This window comes from Leptolyngbya sp. CCNP1308, from assembly GCF_034932455.1.
Classification (GTDB): Bacteria; Cyanobacteriota; Cyanobacteriia; order Phormidesmidales; family Phormidesmidaceae; genus Nodosilinea.
The window spans coordinates 1-13,893 of sequence record NZ_JAYGIH010000122.1; the positions used below are offsets into that span (position 1 = coordinate 1).

Consider the following 13,893-nt stretch of genomic DNA (forward strand, 5'->3'; position numbering starts at 1 on the left):
TTCACCATGGTGGACGCATTGCCGAGTTGATTGAATCGGCAGGTTGTGAAGTGGTTTATCTTCCACCGTATTCTCCTGACCTCAATCGCATTGAAAAGTGCTGGGGGTGGTTGAAAAGCCGGATTCGAAAAGCCCTTCCCCATGAACATGGCTTGCGGGCTGCCATTGAGGCCGTCCTCAAGCAAGCAGCGTCCTAACCTAAGTGGCTATAGCTATATCTCCATTCCGTCAATTCAAACCTTGCCAAATTAGCCACAGCAAAGCCAGATGGCCTGGGTAGAAAGCGTAGAACCATCGCGCTTTGGCACCTCGCTCTCCATTGGCCAGCCAGAATAAGAGAGGGACTACTAGGGCAGGCAGCTGAAATGGCCCATACCACCAGGCCTCGACCAGGTGCAGCCCCACCCAGGCCAACGCCCACGGCAGATTGGGGCGAAAGTAGCGGGTGAGTACGATCAGACCGATGCCGTAGCTGCCGTAGCCCACGTTGCCCAGCTCCGTTAACACAGCCGCCCCCAACCACACAGGGATCTGGAGCCGGGGAAAACTGCGGGCAAACCGCAGGCAAACCAACCCTATTAGCAGCTGAAACAAGATGTTTAGCTCGGTCGTGCTGAAGGTCGCCTGATAGATGGGCTGCGTCACCACGCCCAAGATCGCCAGCCTGAGGCCGTAGCGCCCTGCGTCTCGGGTGTGGGCTTCGCCCTGCACCAGCAGCCAGACAAACAGCGGAAAGCTGAGGCGTCCAATGATGCGAAACGCGATCGCCTCGGGGAAAAACACCACGCCAATATGATCCACCAGCATGGTCACCGCCGCTAAAACCTTGATGTGGTAGCTGGTCAATCCTTTAGAGAGGGCGCTGCGTCGTGACTGCAAAAGTGGGAATCCTGCCGGTAATCTGTATCTTTGATCTAACACAGGGTGGTGCGACCGTTTGCTCAGAACAGCGGTAGATTTGAGGCAGTCTCTCAAGCGACCCTATGCCCATTGTTCTGCCGCTGTTTGCCAAAGCCTTTTTGACGCTGTTTGTGGTCATTGACCCGGTGGGGCTAGCGCCCTTGTATTTGGCCCTGGTGAGCGATCGCACCGAAACCGAGCAAACCCAGATCGCCACGCGAGCCGTGGTGGTGTCGGCGGGCATTCTTTTAGCCTTTGGGCTTACCGGAGCCTACGTGCTGCACAACCTGGGCATTAGCTTGCAAGCCTTTCAAATTGCGGCGGGGTTTTTGCTGTTTAAGATCGCCCTCGACATGATCTTTGTTCACCAAGAGCGCGAGACTGAAGCCGAAGTGCAAGAAGCGGGCACCAAGCAAGACGTCAGCGTCTTCCCTTTGGCGATTCCGCTGATTGCGGGGCCGGGCAGTTTGGCCAGTATTTTGGTGCTGTCGCGGGAGTCAGCTAACTATTACCTGGGCTTGAGCGTAGTGCTGGCGGCGGCAGCGGTGGTGTTGCTGCTGTGCTATCTGTTTTTGCTGCTGTCGCGGCCTTTGGCTAAGGTGTTGGGCCAAATTGGCATCAACGTGGTGACCCGCGTGCTGGGGGTGCTGCTAGCGGCTCTGGCCGTACAGTACATGCTGGATGGGTTGCTGAGCCTGCTCCAGCTTCCCCCTGCCCAAGCCTTTGGCATCGACACCCCAACCCCTGAGTCTTAGGCGCAAAAAAAGACGCCCCGAAGGGCGTCTTATAACACTCATCAGGACAGATAACGCAGATTAGCGATTGCCGGGGGTGCGACCACCCTCGTCATTGCTGCCGCCGTGGGGGCGGGAGTTACCCGGGTCGCAGCCCTCGGCACCATTGCCAATGCCCTGGTTGCAGTTCTGTCTGCGGCCATCATCGTCGTCGTCATCATCGTCGTCGTCATCGTCGTCGCCGTCATCATCATCGTCGTCCATGCCACCGAAGTTGGTTTCGGTGGTGGTGGTTTCGGTGACGGTGACGGTTTCGCTCAGGCTAGAGAAGTTGCTGTTGTTGACGATGTAGGCCGACTCGATGGTTTCGACCTTGCCCATGTAGGCGAGGGCCTGGTAGACAAAGCTACAGGCCTCAGAACGCGAGACCGTTTCAAACAAATTCAGCTCAGTGATGGTGGGATAGTTCACCAAAATGCCGCGCTCGACCAGGGCCGCGATGACAACGCGATACTCGCTGGGAATTTGGCTGGCGTCGCTGAAGATACTCAACAGGCTATCGACTGACTGCCCCGAGGTGACTTCGGTAATGTTGAGTCCCTGCGCCAGCATCACCAGCATGTCGAGGCGGGTCATGGTGCCGTTGGTGTCAAACAGCCCGTTGGAGATATCTAAAAAGCCCATGGAGTAGGCTTTTTGGATGGCGCTGTAGGCCCAGTAGCTGCTAGAAACATTGCGCAAGGTCACCGTTTGACGAGTCGCAGGCCGATCAAAAGCCTGGACAACCATGGCCGCGTACTGAGCTTTGGTGAGATTGTTGCTCGGTAAGAAGTTACCGCCCGGAAAGCCGCTGACCACTTTGATCGCCGAGAGGCGATAGACAAAGTCGCTGGCCCAGTAGTTGGTGGAAATGTCGCTAAAGCTGACCTGGTTGACGGTGGTGGTCGTCGTGGTCGTGGTGCGGCGCTGGTAGATGACTTCGCCCGATTCTACGTCGTCGTCGTCATCGTCATCGTCATCGTCGTCGTCTTTGGTGTGGGCCGCATCGAGGGCCTGGTCGAGCAGGGCCTCGTCTTTGAGCCAGTTGAAATTTTGGATAGGGCCTTCGGCGGCTAGGGCGATCGCGGCCCCACTGCCGACGGTCAAGGTAGCCAAAATCGCCGAAAGCGGTGCCAAGCGCAGTAGCTTAGCCCAGTTAGTTTGAGTCATTCTCGTTCATTCCCCGTAGAGTCTTTGAAGTGTAATGGTGATGAGGTAGATAGACACTTCCGTAGTGCCGCCTATAACTAGGCGACTCCCGCAGTCTGCCCGCCCCATCGGTCGAAATCACAATGCTCCTCATTGCTGAGTTTCCATGACGGGCCGAAAACCCTGATGTTGCAGGGCCAGAGGCACTTTATGGAAAGTCTATGCAACCTTTACAATTCTTTGATAAACGGCGAAATTTTGCCTTTATCGGAGATTTTTCCGCTACTTGATCGAGAATGCTCCTGTCAACTGAGTTTTCTCTTGATCTGTGGCAGCGAATGCCAGGTTGATCTTGTTGCCCATAGGAGGGAACCAGCGACAGTAAACCTTGGCATTCCACCAAAAATAATTGACAAAAATAGCTAATGGCGATCGCGGCCAGTTGGGCATGTTGAATATGCGGATCTGGCAGGGCTGAAAGATAATGAACAGCCATATTGTCTGCTGCATTGAATAAAGCTTCGATGAAATCAACAGAAAATTTACGGATGCCTTCAGTTGCATTCGGTACGACTAGAGTAAAGCCCATAAGATAACCATGAGCCTAGAACAAGCATTTAAATCGCTGCCTCCAGATGCAGCCGAGGCTGTTGTCGAATCTATTTTCTCTAAGCCTTTCCTCAATGCGCTGGGCTTTAGTGATGAAGAAATCGTGCCTAAATTTAAGATTAGAAACTGGGCCGTTGACCAAGCAGCGCGCAAGAATACCGAGGATGATGTTTTTCTCCACACTCAAAAAGATCCCTATCTTTATATGGAGGTCAAAGGTAGGCCTGCAAATCTTTCAGGAGAAGGTTATCCCGACTATCGCAATACCGTTCTTCAATTAAAAAGATATTTGCTTGCCCCGTCTTCCAAATCAGTGAAGTGGGGGTTGATCATGAACTCCCTTCACGTTCAACTTTTTCGGAAACATGGAAAAATTGTTCACCCAGTCACCTCTTGTCTATCCCTTGAAGGAAACCTGAAGCAGGTTGTCAAACTCCTTAGACAACATATAGAAAGTCCGCCCAAAGCGCTAACTATTGCGCTATACAATAATAAGGGTGGTGTAGGCAAAACAACTACAACTATCAACCTTGCCGCAACCTTAACGCTATATAAAAAGAAGGTTTTAGTAATTGATTTTGATCACAACCAAAGCGATCTTGGCGATGCCCTCAATCTATCGCCTCTGAAAAATAAAGTTTTGGGCGTTCTAAAAAGCAAAGAGGCAGACATCAGAGATATCATCACTCCCTATAAGCTAGAGCATCCGTCTCTGAAAGAGCCCTTGGGCTTTGACGTTATTGCGGCCGATGAAGCATTTTCTGGGGAACTGGATGAGGCGAAGCTGAGGCAGGTTGTAAAGCTGCATGATCTGCACAAGGCTCTCGAACCTCTCAAAAGTGATTATGACTATATCTTGATCGATTCTCCGCCCAACTGGCGTTTATTCGCCCAAAAAGCAATCTACGCTGCCGATGTGGTGCTAATTCCAGCACGCCATGACAACCTCCACTCTCTCCAGAACGCCAGCACAGCAATTACTCAGTTCATTCCAGAAATGCGAGAGAAGCGACGAGCAGTACAAGAGTCCGGCCCTATTGTGCTGCCTATTTTTATGAACAACACACCCACAAGATCCGCACCTTTTCAGGTCGCATTAATGCATAATGCTATCAAGAAAATAATTGTCAAATCTAAAAGCGAAACGGGTTTTGACCTAACTCACTACTTCTATCCAAAATACTGTAAGGGTCAAAAGAACTTGGATATGGTCAGCGTTCCCTATATGGCGTTTATCCCGAGGGCTGATTTTATGCATATGCCCGCTGCTTTTGCATTTAAGCCTGCCCGTGAGCAATACCAAAACCTTGTTAAGGAGTATTTTCTCTAATGAGCTTTTCAGATGTTGGCAACCTGATGTGCCTTCCCTTCGATGAAATTGAGCCGGGTGAGCCTACCGATGTGCATGAATACCTAATTCAATCGGCAGCTAACCAGCTAGGGCCAGAGGGACGAAACTGGATTCCGGTGATTGTCAAAGAAACTGCCCCCGATCAATACCAGGTGATTGGCAATAGCTTTGTTTATGCTGTAGCGGCTGAGGCTGGGCTGTCTGAAGTTTGGTGCATCATTGCCGATGATTTGCCGGAAACTGTTTCAATTTCTCGCTCGTTAGCACAGGAGGTTTTGCCTAAAACCAACCTTTCTATCGCTAGCCGTGAGGAAATTTCTGCGGCAGTAGACTATGTGCTGCGCCAGCCTGCTACGCCCTTAAAAGGGGTCAGCCATGCTTCCCTGGTAGCTCGTCTCGATGAAGCGCCTCGGCAGTACTGGAAAAACTTGCAGCCGATTACAAAACTGGGCTGTCGGGTCACAGGCGGCAAAAAACTCAAAGCGCTAGAAGAAGTGTTTTATCTGACGCCTGAGCCGATGCCAGAGGTGATTACAGACCGCAAGATTCTGGAGACTCTGACCACTCAACAGCTCAAAGACATGGCCAAAAAGCGCGATGTCAAAGGCCTGTCTAAGCTCAAAAAGGCTGATTTGGTGGAGTTGCTAGCCGCCGCTTGAGGTCATGTTTGAAAACCATTCTCTCTGGTGATTTGCACTGCTCACCCCGCTGAACTAACTGTGGCTATAGGCCAACGGTTGAGTCAAGCTGGCGGCCTGGAGCCGCAATTCATTTAGCTTGGCCATTGCGCCGCCTGTGGCGATGATCTCCTGGGCTTGGGCCAGCCCCGTCTCCAGTGAGTCAGCTGTCTCCCCTTGCCAGAGGTAAAACCCGGCATTCCAGAGGGCGGTTTTGGCCAGCTCTGAAGGGTTGCCGGAGAGGATATCGAGCAGGCGATCGCCCAGCGTCCCCTCATCGCCCAATTCCACATCGTCACCCTCAAGGCCGTAGTCGCGGGGGTGCAGCAGCAGGCGATCGGTCTGCCCCGGATGGTTTACCCCCACGATCGCCGTCCTGCCCCGCGCCAGGTCACAACTACCCTCTAGCCCCTTGACCGTAACCCAGTCGGTTTGGCCGCGCAGGGCAAAGGTGCCCTTGGCAAACTCCTCGGTGGGCGGGTGCACAAAGCCCATCACCAGGGTGTGGGGGCCAGCATAGGGCGACCACAGCAGCTCGACGGTGGCGAAGGGAGGGCGTTTGCCGATCTGCTCGCGGTAGGGTACCAGCCCGTGGGCCAGCGGAAAGTGCTGGGGCAGGTAGACAAAGCCAATGCCGGTGCGGTTGAGCAGGGTGTGGGCCTGCTCTAGGCTGTGGGGGCGCAGGTCAACGCCCAGCTGGCCCCACAGTTCAACTAGGGGAATGCCTTCTTTGGTGGGCATGCGATCGCCCCCGTGCATCACCACCGGCACCCCCGCCGCCGCCAGCACCAGGGCAGTGATTGGGGTGACCGGAGCGGTGCGCGATCGCCCGTCGTAGGGGCAGCTCAGCACCAGGGCGCGGCGGCCATCCGCAATTGCTGGCATAGTCGGCCCCAGCTTTTCGTAGGCATCCAGCGTGCCCGCCAGCTCTTCAGCGGTGGGGCGTTTGATGCGGTGGGCAATCATAAACGCCCCAATCTGAGCCGGGGTGGCTGTTTGGGTGAGCATCATGCGGGTGGCGGCTTCGGCTTCGGCGCGGGTCAGCGGCCTAGAGGTGTGGCTGCCGCTGCCGACCTGCTTGAGCAAATCCCGAAACTCATGGCTCATAGAGACTGCTGACCCTGGGGAAGAGGGGTTCGTAAAGGATGATTACCTAACTGTAAGACACCGCTGCGGGTCTGGGGCGGGCGGGGGTGGCCAGGCTCTGCACCAAATCGTGAAACCGCTGAATGGGGGGAATCACCAGGCGATCGCGGGTAGTCACCAGCACCACCGAGCGGGTCAGCACTGGCGCTTCGGTGGGGCGCACCGCCAGGGTGGGGTCGTCGCGGCAGTCGGCCAGGGCCGACTGGGGCAGCAGGGCGAGAAAATTGCCCTGACGAATCACGCCGCGAAAGGCATCCAGGGTATTTAGCTCCATCGCCGGGTTAAACACCTCGCCCCGGTCTTGAAACTGCTGCTGCACCAGCCGCGCCATACCGTAGCCATCTTTGAAAATAATCTGCGGAAACCGGGCCAGCATCTCCCAGGAGATCGCGGGCTGGCAGGCCAGGTCGTGGTTGGCCGCCATCAGCACCTCAATGGGTTCGGTAAACAGGGGCGTGACCACCATTTCGGGCTGGGTGGTGAGGCGGGGGTTATCCATCACAATGGCCAGATCTACCAGGCCGTCGCGCAGCACCTTGAGGGAGCGATCGCTGCCCAGGGCCGTCACCCGCAGCTGCACCTGGGGATATTCGGCGCAAAACTGCTGGAGCACCGGCGGCAGCACCGTGGCGCACACCGACTGAATCGCCGCCACGCACAGCTCGGGCTGCTTACCGGCCATCAGGTCGGCAATATCCTTTGAGACCTGCATCCAGTCTTGGGCAATGCGCCGCGCCTTGGGCAGCAGCCGCTCCCCCGCCACCGTCAGTTTGGCCTGGGCCCCGCGATGAAACAGGGGCGCATCCAGCTCGGCCTCCAGGGCCTGCACCTGACGGCTGACGGTAGACTGCGTCACCGCGCACTGCTGCGCCGCCGCCTGAAAGCTGCCGGTCTCGGCCACCGATAAAAATGCCTGGAGCTGCTCTATGCGCATTCTTGACAGGTTATCCAAACCACGACTGGGCCGAACGCCCCGATGAGGTTCTGTTAGGTTGCCCTTGTCTTGATTAGCAGATCGTACCCCCGCACTTGGTATCAAAAGTTGCGGTCCCAGCTTGGGAAACGGGGATTCTGACTGTAAAACCCTGGGCCTTGGGGCTGGATAGACCGCCCCAAGGCTGACGCAGCAGACATTTACCCTAGAATTCTCGATTCTTTAACGCGCCAGAATCCGGCAGGTGAATCTGCGCTATTGGGATTGCAGCTGCCGGAGGGCCGCTTCGGCGTGGAGCTGTACGCCGGGGTCGGGGTCGTGGAGCAGCGATCGCAGCTCGAGCTCCAGGGCGGGCTCACCCATTTGCCCCAGGGACAACACCAGGTGGCGGCGCAGGGCGCTGTTGTCAGCCGTGGGGGGCAGCGATCGCAGCCAGCTCGCCAGGGCTGATGTCGCCAGGGGACGATGATCGGGGGCGACCGCCGCCATGCCCTGCACCAGGGCCAGCCGAGCGGGAGGCTCCAACCGATCCCAGGCCTGAATTAGGCCCCCTAGGGCCGGGGCGGTGTTCTGCCAGGTCAGAGCCTGCACGGCAAAAACTTGCCGCGTTTCAGGGCTGTCGGGGGCTTGCAGCAAGTGCAGCAGCGGCGCTGCCGCCGCCCCGTGGGACAGTCGCCCCAGGGCGTAGGCAGCCTGTTGGACAACCCGCTCATCCTCGTCGCCCAGCAGCGGGGAAAGGGTGTCGATCAGCTGTTGAACCGGCAGGCGCGCGCGCATCCCCAGCAGCCCGCGAATGGCCGCTGCCCGCACCGCCGCCGCCGGATCGCCCAGACTCCGCTGCACTATCGGCAACAGGGTGGGGTCGGCAAAGGCGCTGAGGGCATCGAGGGCGGTGGCTCGCACGGGCGATCGCCCGTCATCCATCGCCAGCTTCAGCAGAGGAATGGTGGCGGGGTGGTGAATGCGGGCCAGGGCCTGCACCGCCAGGGGCCGCAGGGTGGGTTGGGCCAGCTGCTCGCCGAGGGCGGCGATCGCCGAGGGGCCAATCTGAGTCAGGGCTGCCGCCATCGCCTGGCGCAGGTCTTCATCGGGCGCAGTGGCAAAGGCTTTGACCAGGGCGGCAATCACCTCGGGGCGGTCAAACTCCCCCAGGGCGCGGGCCGCAAACCAGCGGGCCTCCCAATCGCACTCGCTATTTTGGAGAATGGCCAACAGATCGCCCAAGGCCGCATCGCCCAGGTTAGCGACCTGGCGCGACTGCTCCCAGCGATCGTGAAAGTCTCCGGCGCAGAGCTGCGCCACCGTGGCCCGGCTTACCGCCGTAGGGGATGAAACTGCAAATTCATCAAAAGAGGACACAGAACGCTCCTGGTTGGCTCTGGGATCTGGCGCAGGCTCAGGAATCGGCTTCGGCTTTGGCCCTGGCCACCTCCACCATAGGGCCTGAACCTAAGTTTCCCAAGCGTTGACTATGCAGTTCGCGCAGCCGCCTCTTGCGGAGCCTGCATGGTGCTGGGCAAAACGTATGAGTCTATACAAAAGCCTCCCTAGAGCGGTTCTAGGCTAGCCACACCTAACCCCAGGCTGGCCCGGTCGTTCTGTAGCGATCGAGGCAGTAGCGCCTGGGGGGAGCCTGGGAAACTTTCCTCAACTAAGGGGATGCGTCGGTAAACGTCTTGCTACAACGGTGTGCCTGTGACCACTTCCATCGACACGGCCAACACGACGGCCAAAGCCAAACTCAACAAGTTTGAACAGTTTAAGGCCGAGAAAGACGGGCTGCTGGTCAAGCACGAGCTAGAGCAGTTTGCCCAGCTGGGGTGGGAAGCCGTAGACGACACCGACCTCACCCACCGGCTCAAATGGCTGGGCATTTTCTTTCGCCCCGTAACACCGGGCAAATTCATGCTGCGGCTGCGACTGCCCAACGGGCTGCTCAGCGGCTACAAGGCCCGCACCCTGGCGGAGATCATTCAGCGCTACGGCGAAGATGGCAGCGCCGACATTACAACTCGGCAAAACCTTCAGCTGCGGGGTATTTTGCTCGAAGATATCCCCGATATTTTTCGCCGCATGCACGCGGCGGGCCTGACCTCCATTCAGTCGGGCATGGACAACGTGCGCAACATCACCGGTTCGCCAGTCTCAGGGCTAGATGCCGACGAGCTGATCGACACCCAGGGCCTGGTGATGAAGGTGCAGGACATGATCACGGCCAATGGCGAGGGCAACCCGTCTTTTACCAACCTGCCCCGCAAGTTCAACATTGCGATCGAGGGCGGGCGCGACAACTCTATCCACGCCGAGATCAACGACATCGCCTTCGTGCCCGCTTACCGGGAGGGCGTGCTGGGCTTTAACGTGGTGGTAGGGGGCTTTTTCTCGGCCCGCCGCTGTGAGGCCGCCATCCCGCTCAACGCCTGGGTGCCGCCCGACGACAGCGTGGTAGAGCTGTGCCGCGCCATTCTGGAGGTGTACCGCGACCACGGCCCTCGGGTAAATCGGCAGAAAGCCCGGCTGATGTGGCTGATCGATGAGTGGGGCCTAGATCGGTTCCGCACCGCCGTGGAGACTGCCTACGGTCAGCCGCTGCTGTCTGCCGCCCCCAACGATGAGATGGACTGGGACAAGCGCGACCACATTGGCGTCTACCCTCAAAAGCAGGTGGGGCTCAACTACGTGGGGCTGCATGTGCCGGTGGGACGGTTAACGGCCAGCGACCTGTTTAACCTGGCCCGCCTGGCGGAGGTCTACGGCAGCGGCGAACTGCGGCTGACGGTAGAGCAGAATGTGATTCTGCCGAACGTGCCTGACTCACGGCTGGCGGTGCTGCTAGAGGAGCCGCTGCTGGAGAAATTCTCGATCGCCCCCTCGGCCCTAACGCGATCGCTGGTCTCTTGTACCGGGGCGCAATTCTGCAACTTTGCCCTAGTGGAAACCAAGCAGCGCGCCCTGGCCCTGGCCCTGGCCCTCGATGAAGAACTGTCCCTGACCCAGCCGGTGCGGATTCACTGGACGGGCTGCCCTAACTCCTGCGGGCAACCCCAGGTGGCCGACATTGGCCTGATGGGCACCAAGGTGCGCAAAGACGGCAAAACCGTGGAGGGAGTGGATATTTTTATGGGCGGCAAGGTGGGCAAAGAGGCCCACCTGGGTGAGAAAGTGCAGCAGGGCATTCCCTGTGATGAACTGCACGGGGTGCTGCGATCGCTGCTGATCGAAAACTTCGGTGCCCAGCCCAGAGGCACCGCTGAAGTCCACAACGGCGTGAATGGCGTGATGGTGACGGCGGACTAGAAAAATGTCCTGTGGGCCGACGGCCCCAGGACACACAGTTTGCATTTGAGGCAAACGTAGCACAGTCCACAGCCCGGTGGCGAGAGCAAATATTAGGTTTTCACAACCTTGTGGTTTTGAATGTTTTTGAAATGAGGTGTGCTTGAGATCCGAACTGATCCCCCAGGATTTGCCGTAGGAGATTCCCTCGGTAGCCCCCCTTAGAAAGGGGGAAAATGCAACTCTTTTTGCTCCCCAGGTCCCCAGTTACGACGGCTCCAAAATCCAAAATCGCCAATCCAAAATTAGGGCAGACACCCAGGTCTGCCCCTACCCATCCACCCCCTACCCCCTATGACCGATCCGGCTAAAACCTTGTGTCCTTACTGCGGCGTGGGTTGCGGCCTGGAAGTCTTACCTCCGGCCCAGCCCCATAAGCCCACGAACCGCGACGCCCAGGGAAATCCGCTGTGGCAGACGCGGGGCGATCGCGCCCATCCCTCCAGCCAGGGCATGGTGTGCGTCAAGGGAGCCACCGTGGCCGAATCCCTCGATCGCGATCGGCTCAAGTACCCGATGCTGCGGGCCTCCCTCGACGAGCCCTTCCAGCGAGTGTCGTGGGAGGTGGCGCTGGATGCGATCGTCAGCCGCATTCAAACCGTGCGCCAGGAAATAGGGCCAGACGGCCTCTGCGTCTATGGCTCGGGGCAGTTTCAGACCGAAGACTACTACGTGGCCCAAAAGCTGGTGAAGGGCTGCCTGGGCACCAACAACTTTGACGCTAACTCGCGGCTGTGCATGTCGTCGGCGGTGGCAGGCTATATTCAGAGTTTTGGCAGCGACGGCCCTCCCTGCTGCTACGCCGACCTAGAAGCCACCGACTGCGCCTTTTTGATCGGCACCAACGCCGCCGAGTGCCACCCAATTGTGTTCAACCGGCTGAAGAAACACCACAAGCGCAACGGCCACGTCAAGCTGATCGTGGTTGACCCCCGCCGCACCGACACCGCTAAGGCCGCCGACCTGCACCTGGCGATTCGCCCCGGCAGTGACATCACCCTGCTCAACGGCATCGGCCACCTGCTGCTGCGCTGGGGTGCCCTCGACCCCGAGTTTATTGACGGCTGTACCCAGGGCTTTGCCGCCTACACCGAGGTATTGCGCCACTACGAGCCTGAGCTAGTGGCCGATCGCTGCGGCATTGCCCTGGCCGACCTCGAAACCGCCGCCCGCACCTGGTCTCAGGCCAAGGCCGTGCTGTCGCTGTGGTCGATGGGGCTAAACCAGTCGTCGGAGGGGACGGCGAAGGTCAGGTCGCTGATCAACCTCCACCTGATGACCGGCAACGTGGGCCGACCGGGGGCGGGGCCGTTTTCGTTGACCGGGCAGCCCAACGCCATGGGCGGGCGTGAGGCTGGGGGGCTCTCCCACATTCTGCCGGGCTACCGCCTGGTGAAAAATGCCGACCACCGCCGCCAGGTGGAAGAATTCTGGGGGCTGCCCGCCGGGCAGATCTCCCCGACACCGGGCCTCTCAGTAGGCGAAATGATGCTGGCCCTAGAGCACCGGCGAGTGGGCCTGCTGTGGATTGCCGCCACTAACCCGGCGGTCAGCCTGCCCGATCTCAACCGCACCAAGGCGGCTCTGCGCCAGTCACCCTTTACCGTCTACCAAGACGCCTACTACCCTACTGAAACCGCAGAGTTTGCCCACCTGCTGCTGCCCGCCGCCCAGTGGGGCGAAAAGACCGGCACCATGACCAATTCTGAACGGGTGATCACCCTCTGCGCCGCCTTTCGTCCCCCTCCCGGCGAGGCCCGCCCCGACTGGGAGATCTTTGCCGAGGTGGGCCGTCGCCTGGGCTTTGCTGACCAGTTTGACTTTGCCACCAGCGCCGAAGTCTACCGCGAATTTGCGGCCATCACCCGGGGGCAGCCCTGCGACATTACCGGCATCAGCCACGATCGCCTGGGAGATCTTGGTCCGATTCAGTGGCCCTGCCCCGACCCTGAAACCACCGCCACCGCCGCCACCCGCCACGACAAGCGCCTCTACACCCGAGGCATCTTCAACACTGGCGATGGCCGCGCCCGCTTTGCCGCCCTGCACTCCAACGGCCTAGCCGAACCCCCCGACGACCAGTATCCCTTTGTGCTGACTACCGGGCGGCTCTACGGCCACTGGCACACCCAGACCCGCACCGGACGGATCGAAAAAATTCAGAAAATGCACCCGGCCCCGTTTCTAGAGATCAACCCCCGCGATGCCCAGCAGCTCGAGGTGCAGGGGGGAGAATGGGTGGAGGTGCGATCGCCCCGAGGCGCTGCCCTCCTGCCGCTGCTGGTCACCCAAAATATTCGCCGGGGCACCCTGTTCGTGCCCATGCACTGGGGCAGCCTGTGGGCCGAAGAGGCCGAGTGCAATGCCCTGACTCACCCAGTCGTCTGCCCGATCTCAGGCCAGCCCGAACTCAAAGCCTGCGCGGTGCAGGTCGTGCCGCTAAAGCGACCCGAAACGGCAACTGTCGCCGCCGAAACTTTACCCAAGGCTACAGAATCGTCTATTCTCTCAGCAGCACCCACCTCCTAAGCAGCTAGCAGCGATGGCAAACTGGGCCAGACGGTTGATTAAGCAACTTGAAAACGACACCTTTTTAAGTCGCCTGCACCAGTTTGAAGGCAGCGTCTCGAAGGCGCTTTCCCTAGGTATGGTGATCGTTATTCTGGCGATCGTGTTTGATCTGGCCGTGGTGTTGATTCGCGCCATTTTTACCACTGCCCCCGGCGAGTTTTTGGGCCAGACCGTAATCGATATCTTTGGCCTCTTTTTAACCGTGCTGATCGCCTTGGAGATTTTAGAAAATATCACCGCCTACATCCGAAAACACGTAGTGCAGGTCGAGCTGGTGATCGCCACGGCCCTGACGGCGGTGGGCCGGAAGTTCATTATTCGGTAGTGGATTAACGTAAAGGATAGAGGGAAATAAGGTAACGCCGACGTATTCCTAGATTCTGAGGGAGTAGGCTCCATGACAATCGAGATGACCTGTCCAACTTGTGGGTCTCACGACATCTCCAA

General features: G+C 58.5%; 13 protein-coding genes. 7 read left to right on the plus strand and 6 right to left on the minus strand.

What is annotated here, in order from left to right:
* Positions 1-197: transposase (locus tag VB780_RS31005; RefSeq protein ID WP_323354428.1), on the plus strand; the 197-nt coding region annotated here is incomplete at its 5' end.
* A gap of 31 nt (positions 198-228) precedes the next feature.
* Here the strand turns inward: VB780_RS31005 and VB780_RS31010 are convergent.
* Positions 229-879, minus strand: a complete 651-nt coding sequence (locus VB780_RS31010) for a TraX family protein (protein WP_323355057.1) — start codon at positions 877-879, stop codon at positions 229-231.
* A gap of 104 nt (positions 880-983) precedes the next feature.
* Here VB780_RS31010 and VB780_RS31015 point away from each other — a divergent pair, with 104 nt between their 5' ends.
* A complete protein-coding gene (locus VB780_RS31015; RefSeq protein ID WP_323355058.1) occupies positions 984-1,655 on the plus strand; it encodes a MarC family protein in 672 nt (223 codons plus the stop codon).
* Between the two features lie 60 nt (positions 1,656-1,715).
* On the opposite strand, the gene VB780_RS31020 is transcribed toward VB780_RS31015, so the two are convergent.
* Positions 1,716-2,843, minus strand: coding sequence for an S-layer homology domain-containing protein (locus VB780_RS31020; protein WP_323355059.1), 1,128 nt, complete (start codon positions 2,841-2,843; stop codon positions 1,716-1,718).
* 187 nt (positions 2,844-3,030) lie between these two features.
* The gene (locus tag VB780_RS31025) at positions 3,031-3,411 is read right to left on the minus strand and encodes a hypothetical protein (protein WP_323355060.1); all 381 of its coding nucleotides are present in this window, start codon (positions 3,409-3,411) and stop codon (positions 3,031-3,033) included.
* Positions 3,412-3,420: 9 nt separating this feature from the next.
* Here VB780_RS31025 and VB780_RS31030 point away from each other — a divergent pair, with 9 nt between their 5' ends.
* Positions 3,421-4,761 carry a ParA family protein gene (locus tag VB780_RS31030; RefSeq protein ID WP_323355061.1) on the plus strand — a complete coding sequence of 447 codons (1,341 nt, stop codon included), beginning with the start codon at positions 3,421-3,423 and terminating at the stop codon, positions 4,759-4,761.
* Positions 4,761-5,441, plus strand: a complete 681-nt coding sequence (locus VB780_RS31035; protein ID WP_323355062.1) for a Rho termination factor N-terminal domain-containing protein — start codon at positions 4,761-4,763, stop codon at positions 5,439-5,441. Before VB780_RS31030 ends, VB780_RS31035 begins: the two co-directional genes overlap by 1 nt.
* Positions 5,442-5,495: 54 nt before the next feature.
* Here the strand turns inward: VB780_RS31035 and VB780_RS31040 are convergent, their stop codons facing one another.
* From VB780_RS31040 to VB780_RS31050, 3 genes are all read right to left on the minus strand, one after another.
* On the minus strand, positions 5,496-6,566 hold the full coding sequence (locus VB780_RS31040; protein WP_323355063.1) for an anthranilate phosphoribosyltransferase family protein: 1,071 nt from the start codon (positions 6,564-6,566) through the stop codon (positions 5,496-5,498).
* 46 nt (positions 6,567-6,612) lie between these two features.
* The gene (locus VB780_RS31045; protein ID WP_323355064.1) at positions 6,613-7,557 is read right to left on the minus strand and encodes a LysR family transcriptional regulator; all 945 of its coding nucleotides are present in this window, start codon (positions 7,555-7,557) and stop codon (positions 6,613-6,615) included.
* Between the two features lie 237 nt (positions 7,558-7,794).
* On the minus strand, positions 7,795-8,898 hold the full coding sequence (locus VB780_RS31050; protein WP_323355065.1) for a HEAT repeat domain-containing protein: 1,104 nt from the start codon (positions 8,896-8,898) through the stop codon (positions 7,795-7,797).
* A 336-nt stretch (positions 8,899-9,234) separates the two neighbouring features.
* Here VB780_RS31050 and VB780_RS31055 point away from each other — a divergent pair, with 336 nt between their 5' ends.
* From VB780_RS31055 to VB780_RS31065, 3 genes are all read left to right on the plus strand, one after another.
* Positions 9,235-10,836, plus strand: coding sequence for a ferredoxin--nitrite reductase (locus VB780_RS31055; protein ID WP_323355066.1), 1,602 nt, complete (start codon positions 9,235-9,237; stop codon positions 10,834-10,836).
* 333 nt (positions 10,837-11,169) lie between these two features.
* The gene (locus tag VB780_RS31060) at positions 11,170-13,404 is read left to right on the plus strand and encodes a nitrate reductase (protein ID WP_323355067.1); all 2,235 of its coding nucleotides are present in this window, start codon (positions 11,170-11,172) and stop codon (positions 13,402-13,404) included.
* A gap of 13 nt (positions 13,405-13,417) precedes the next feature.
* Entirely contained in the window at positions 13,418-13,771 is a 354-nt protein-coding gene (locus VB780_RS31065; RefSeq protein WP_323355068.1) for a phosphate-starvation-inducible PsiE family protein, read from the plus strand.
* Positions 13,772-13,893 lie beyond the last annotated feature (122 nt).

What these genes read in the sequence shown, in the direction of transcription:
- VB780_RS31015 (WP_323355058.1), top strand. Translation starts at nt 984, where the DNA reads ATGCCCATTGTTCTGCCGCTGTTTGCCAAAGCCTTTTTGACGCTGTTT.
- VB780_RS31020 (WP_323355059.1), bottom strand. Translation starts at nt 2,843, where the DNA reads ATGACTCAAACTAACTGGGCTAAGCTACTGCGCTTGGCACCGCTTTCG.
- VB780_RS31025 (WP_323355060.1), bottom strand. Translation starts at nt 3,411, where the DNA reads ATGGGCTTTACTCTAGTCGTACCGAATGCAACTGAAGGCATCCGTAAA.
- VB780_RS31030 (WP_323355061.1), top strand. Translation starts at nt 3,421, where the DNA reads ATGAGCCTAGAACAAGCATTTAAATCGCTGCCTCCAGATGCAGCCGAG.
- VB780_RS31035 (WP_323355062.1), top strand. Translation starts at nt 4,761, where the DNA reads ATGAGCTTTTCAGATGTTGGCAACCTGATGTGCCTTCCCTTCGATGAA.
- VB780_RS31040 (WP_323355063.1), bottom strand. Translation starts at nt 6,566, where the DNA reads ATGAGCCATGAGTTTCGGGATTTGCTCAAGCAGGTCGGCAGCGGCAGC.
- VB780_RS31060 (WP_323355067.1), top strand. Translation starts at nt 11,170, where the DNA reads ATGACCGATCCGGCTAAAACCTTGTGTCCTTACTGCGGCGTGGGTTGC.
- VB780_RS31065 (WP_323355068.1), top strand. Translation starts at nt 13,418, where the DNA reads ATGGCAAACTGGGCCAGACGGTTGATTAAGCAACTTGAAAACGACACC.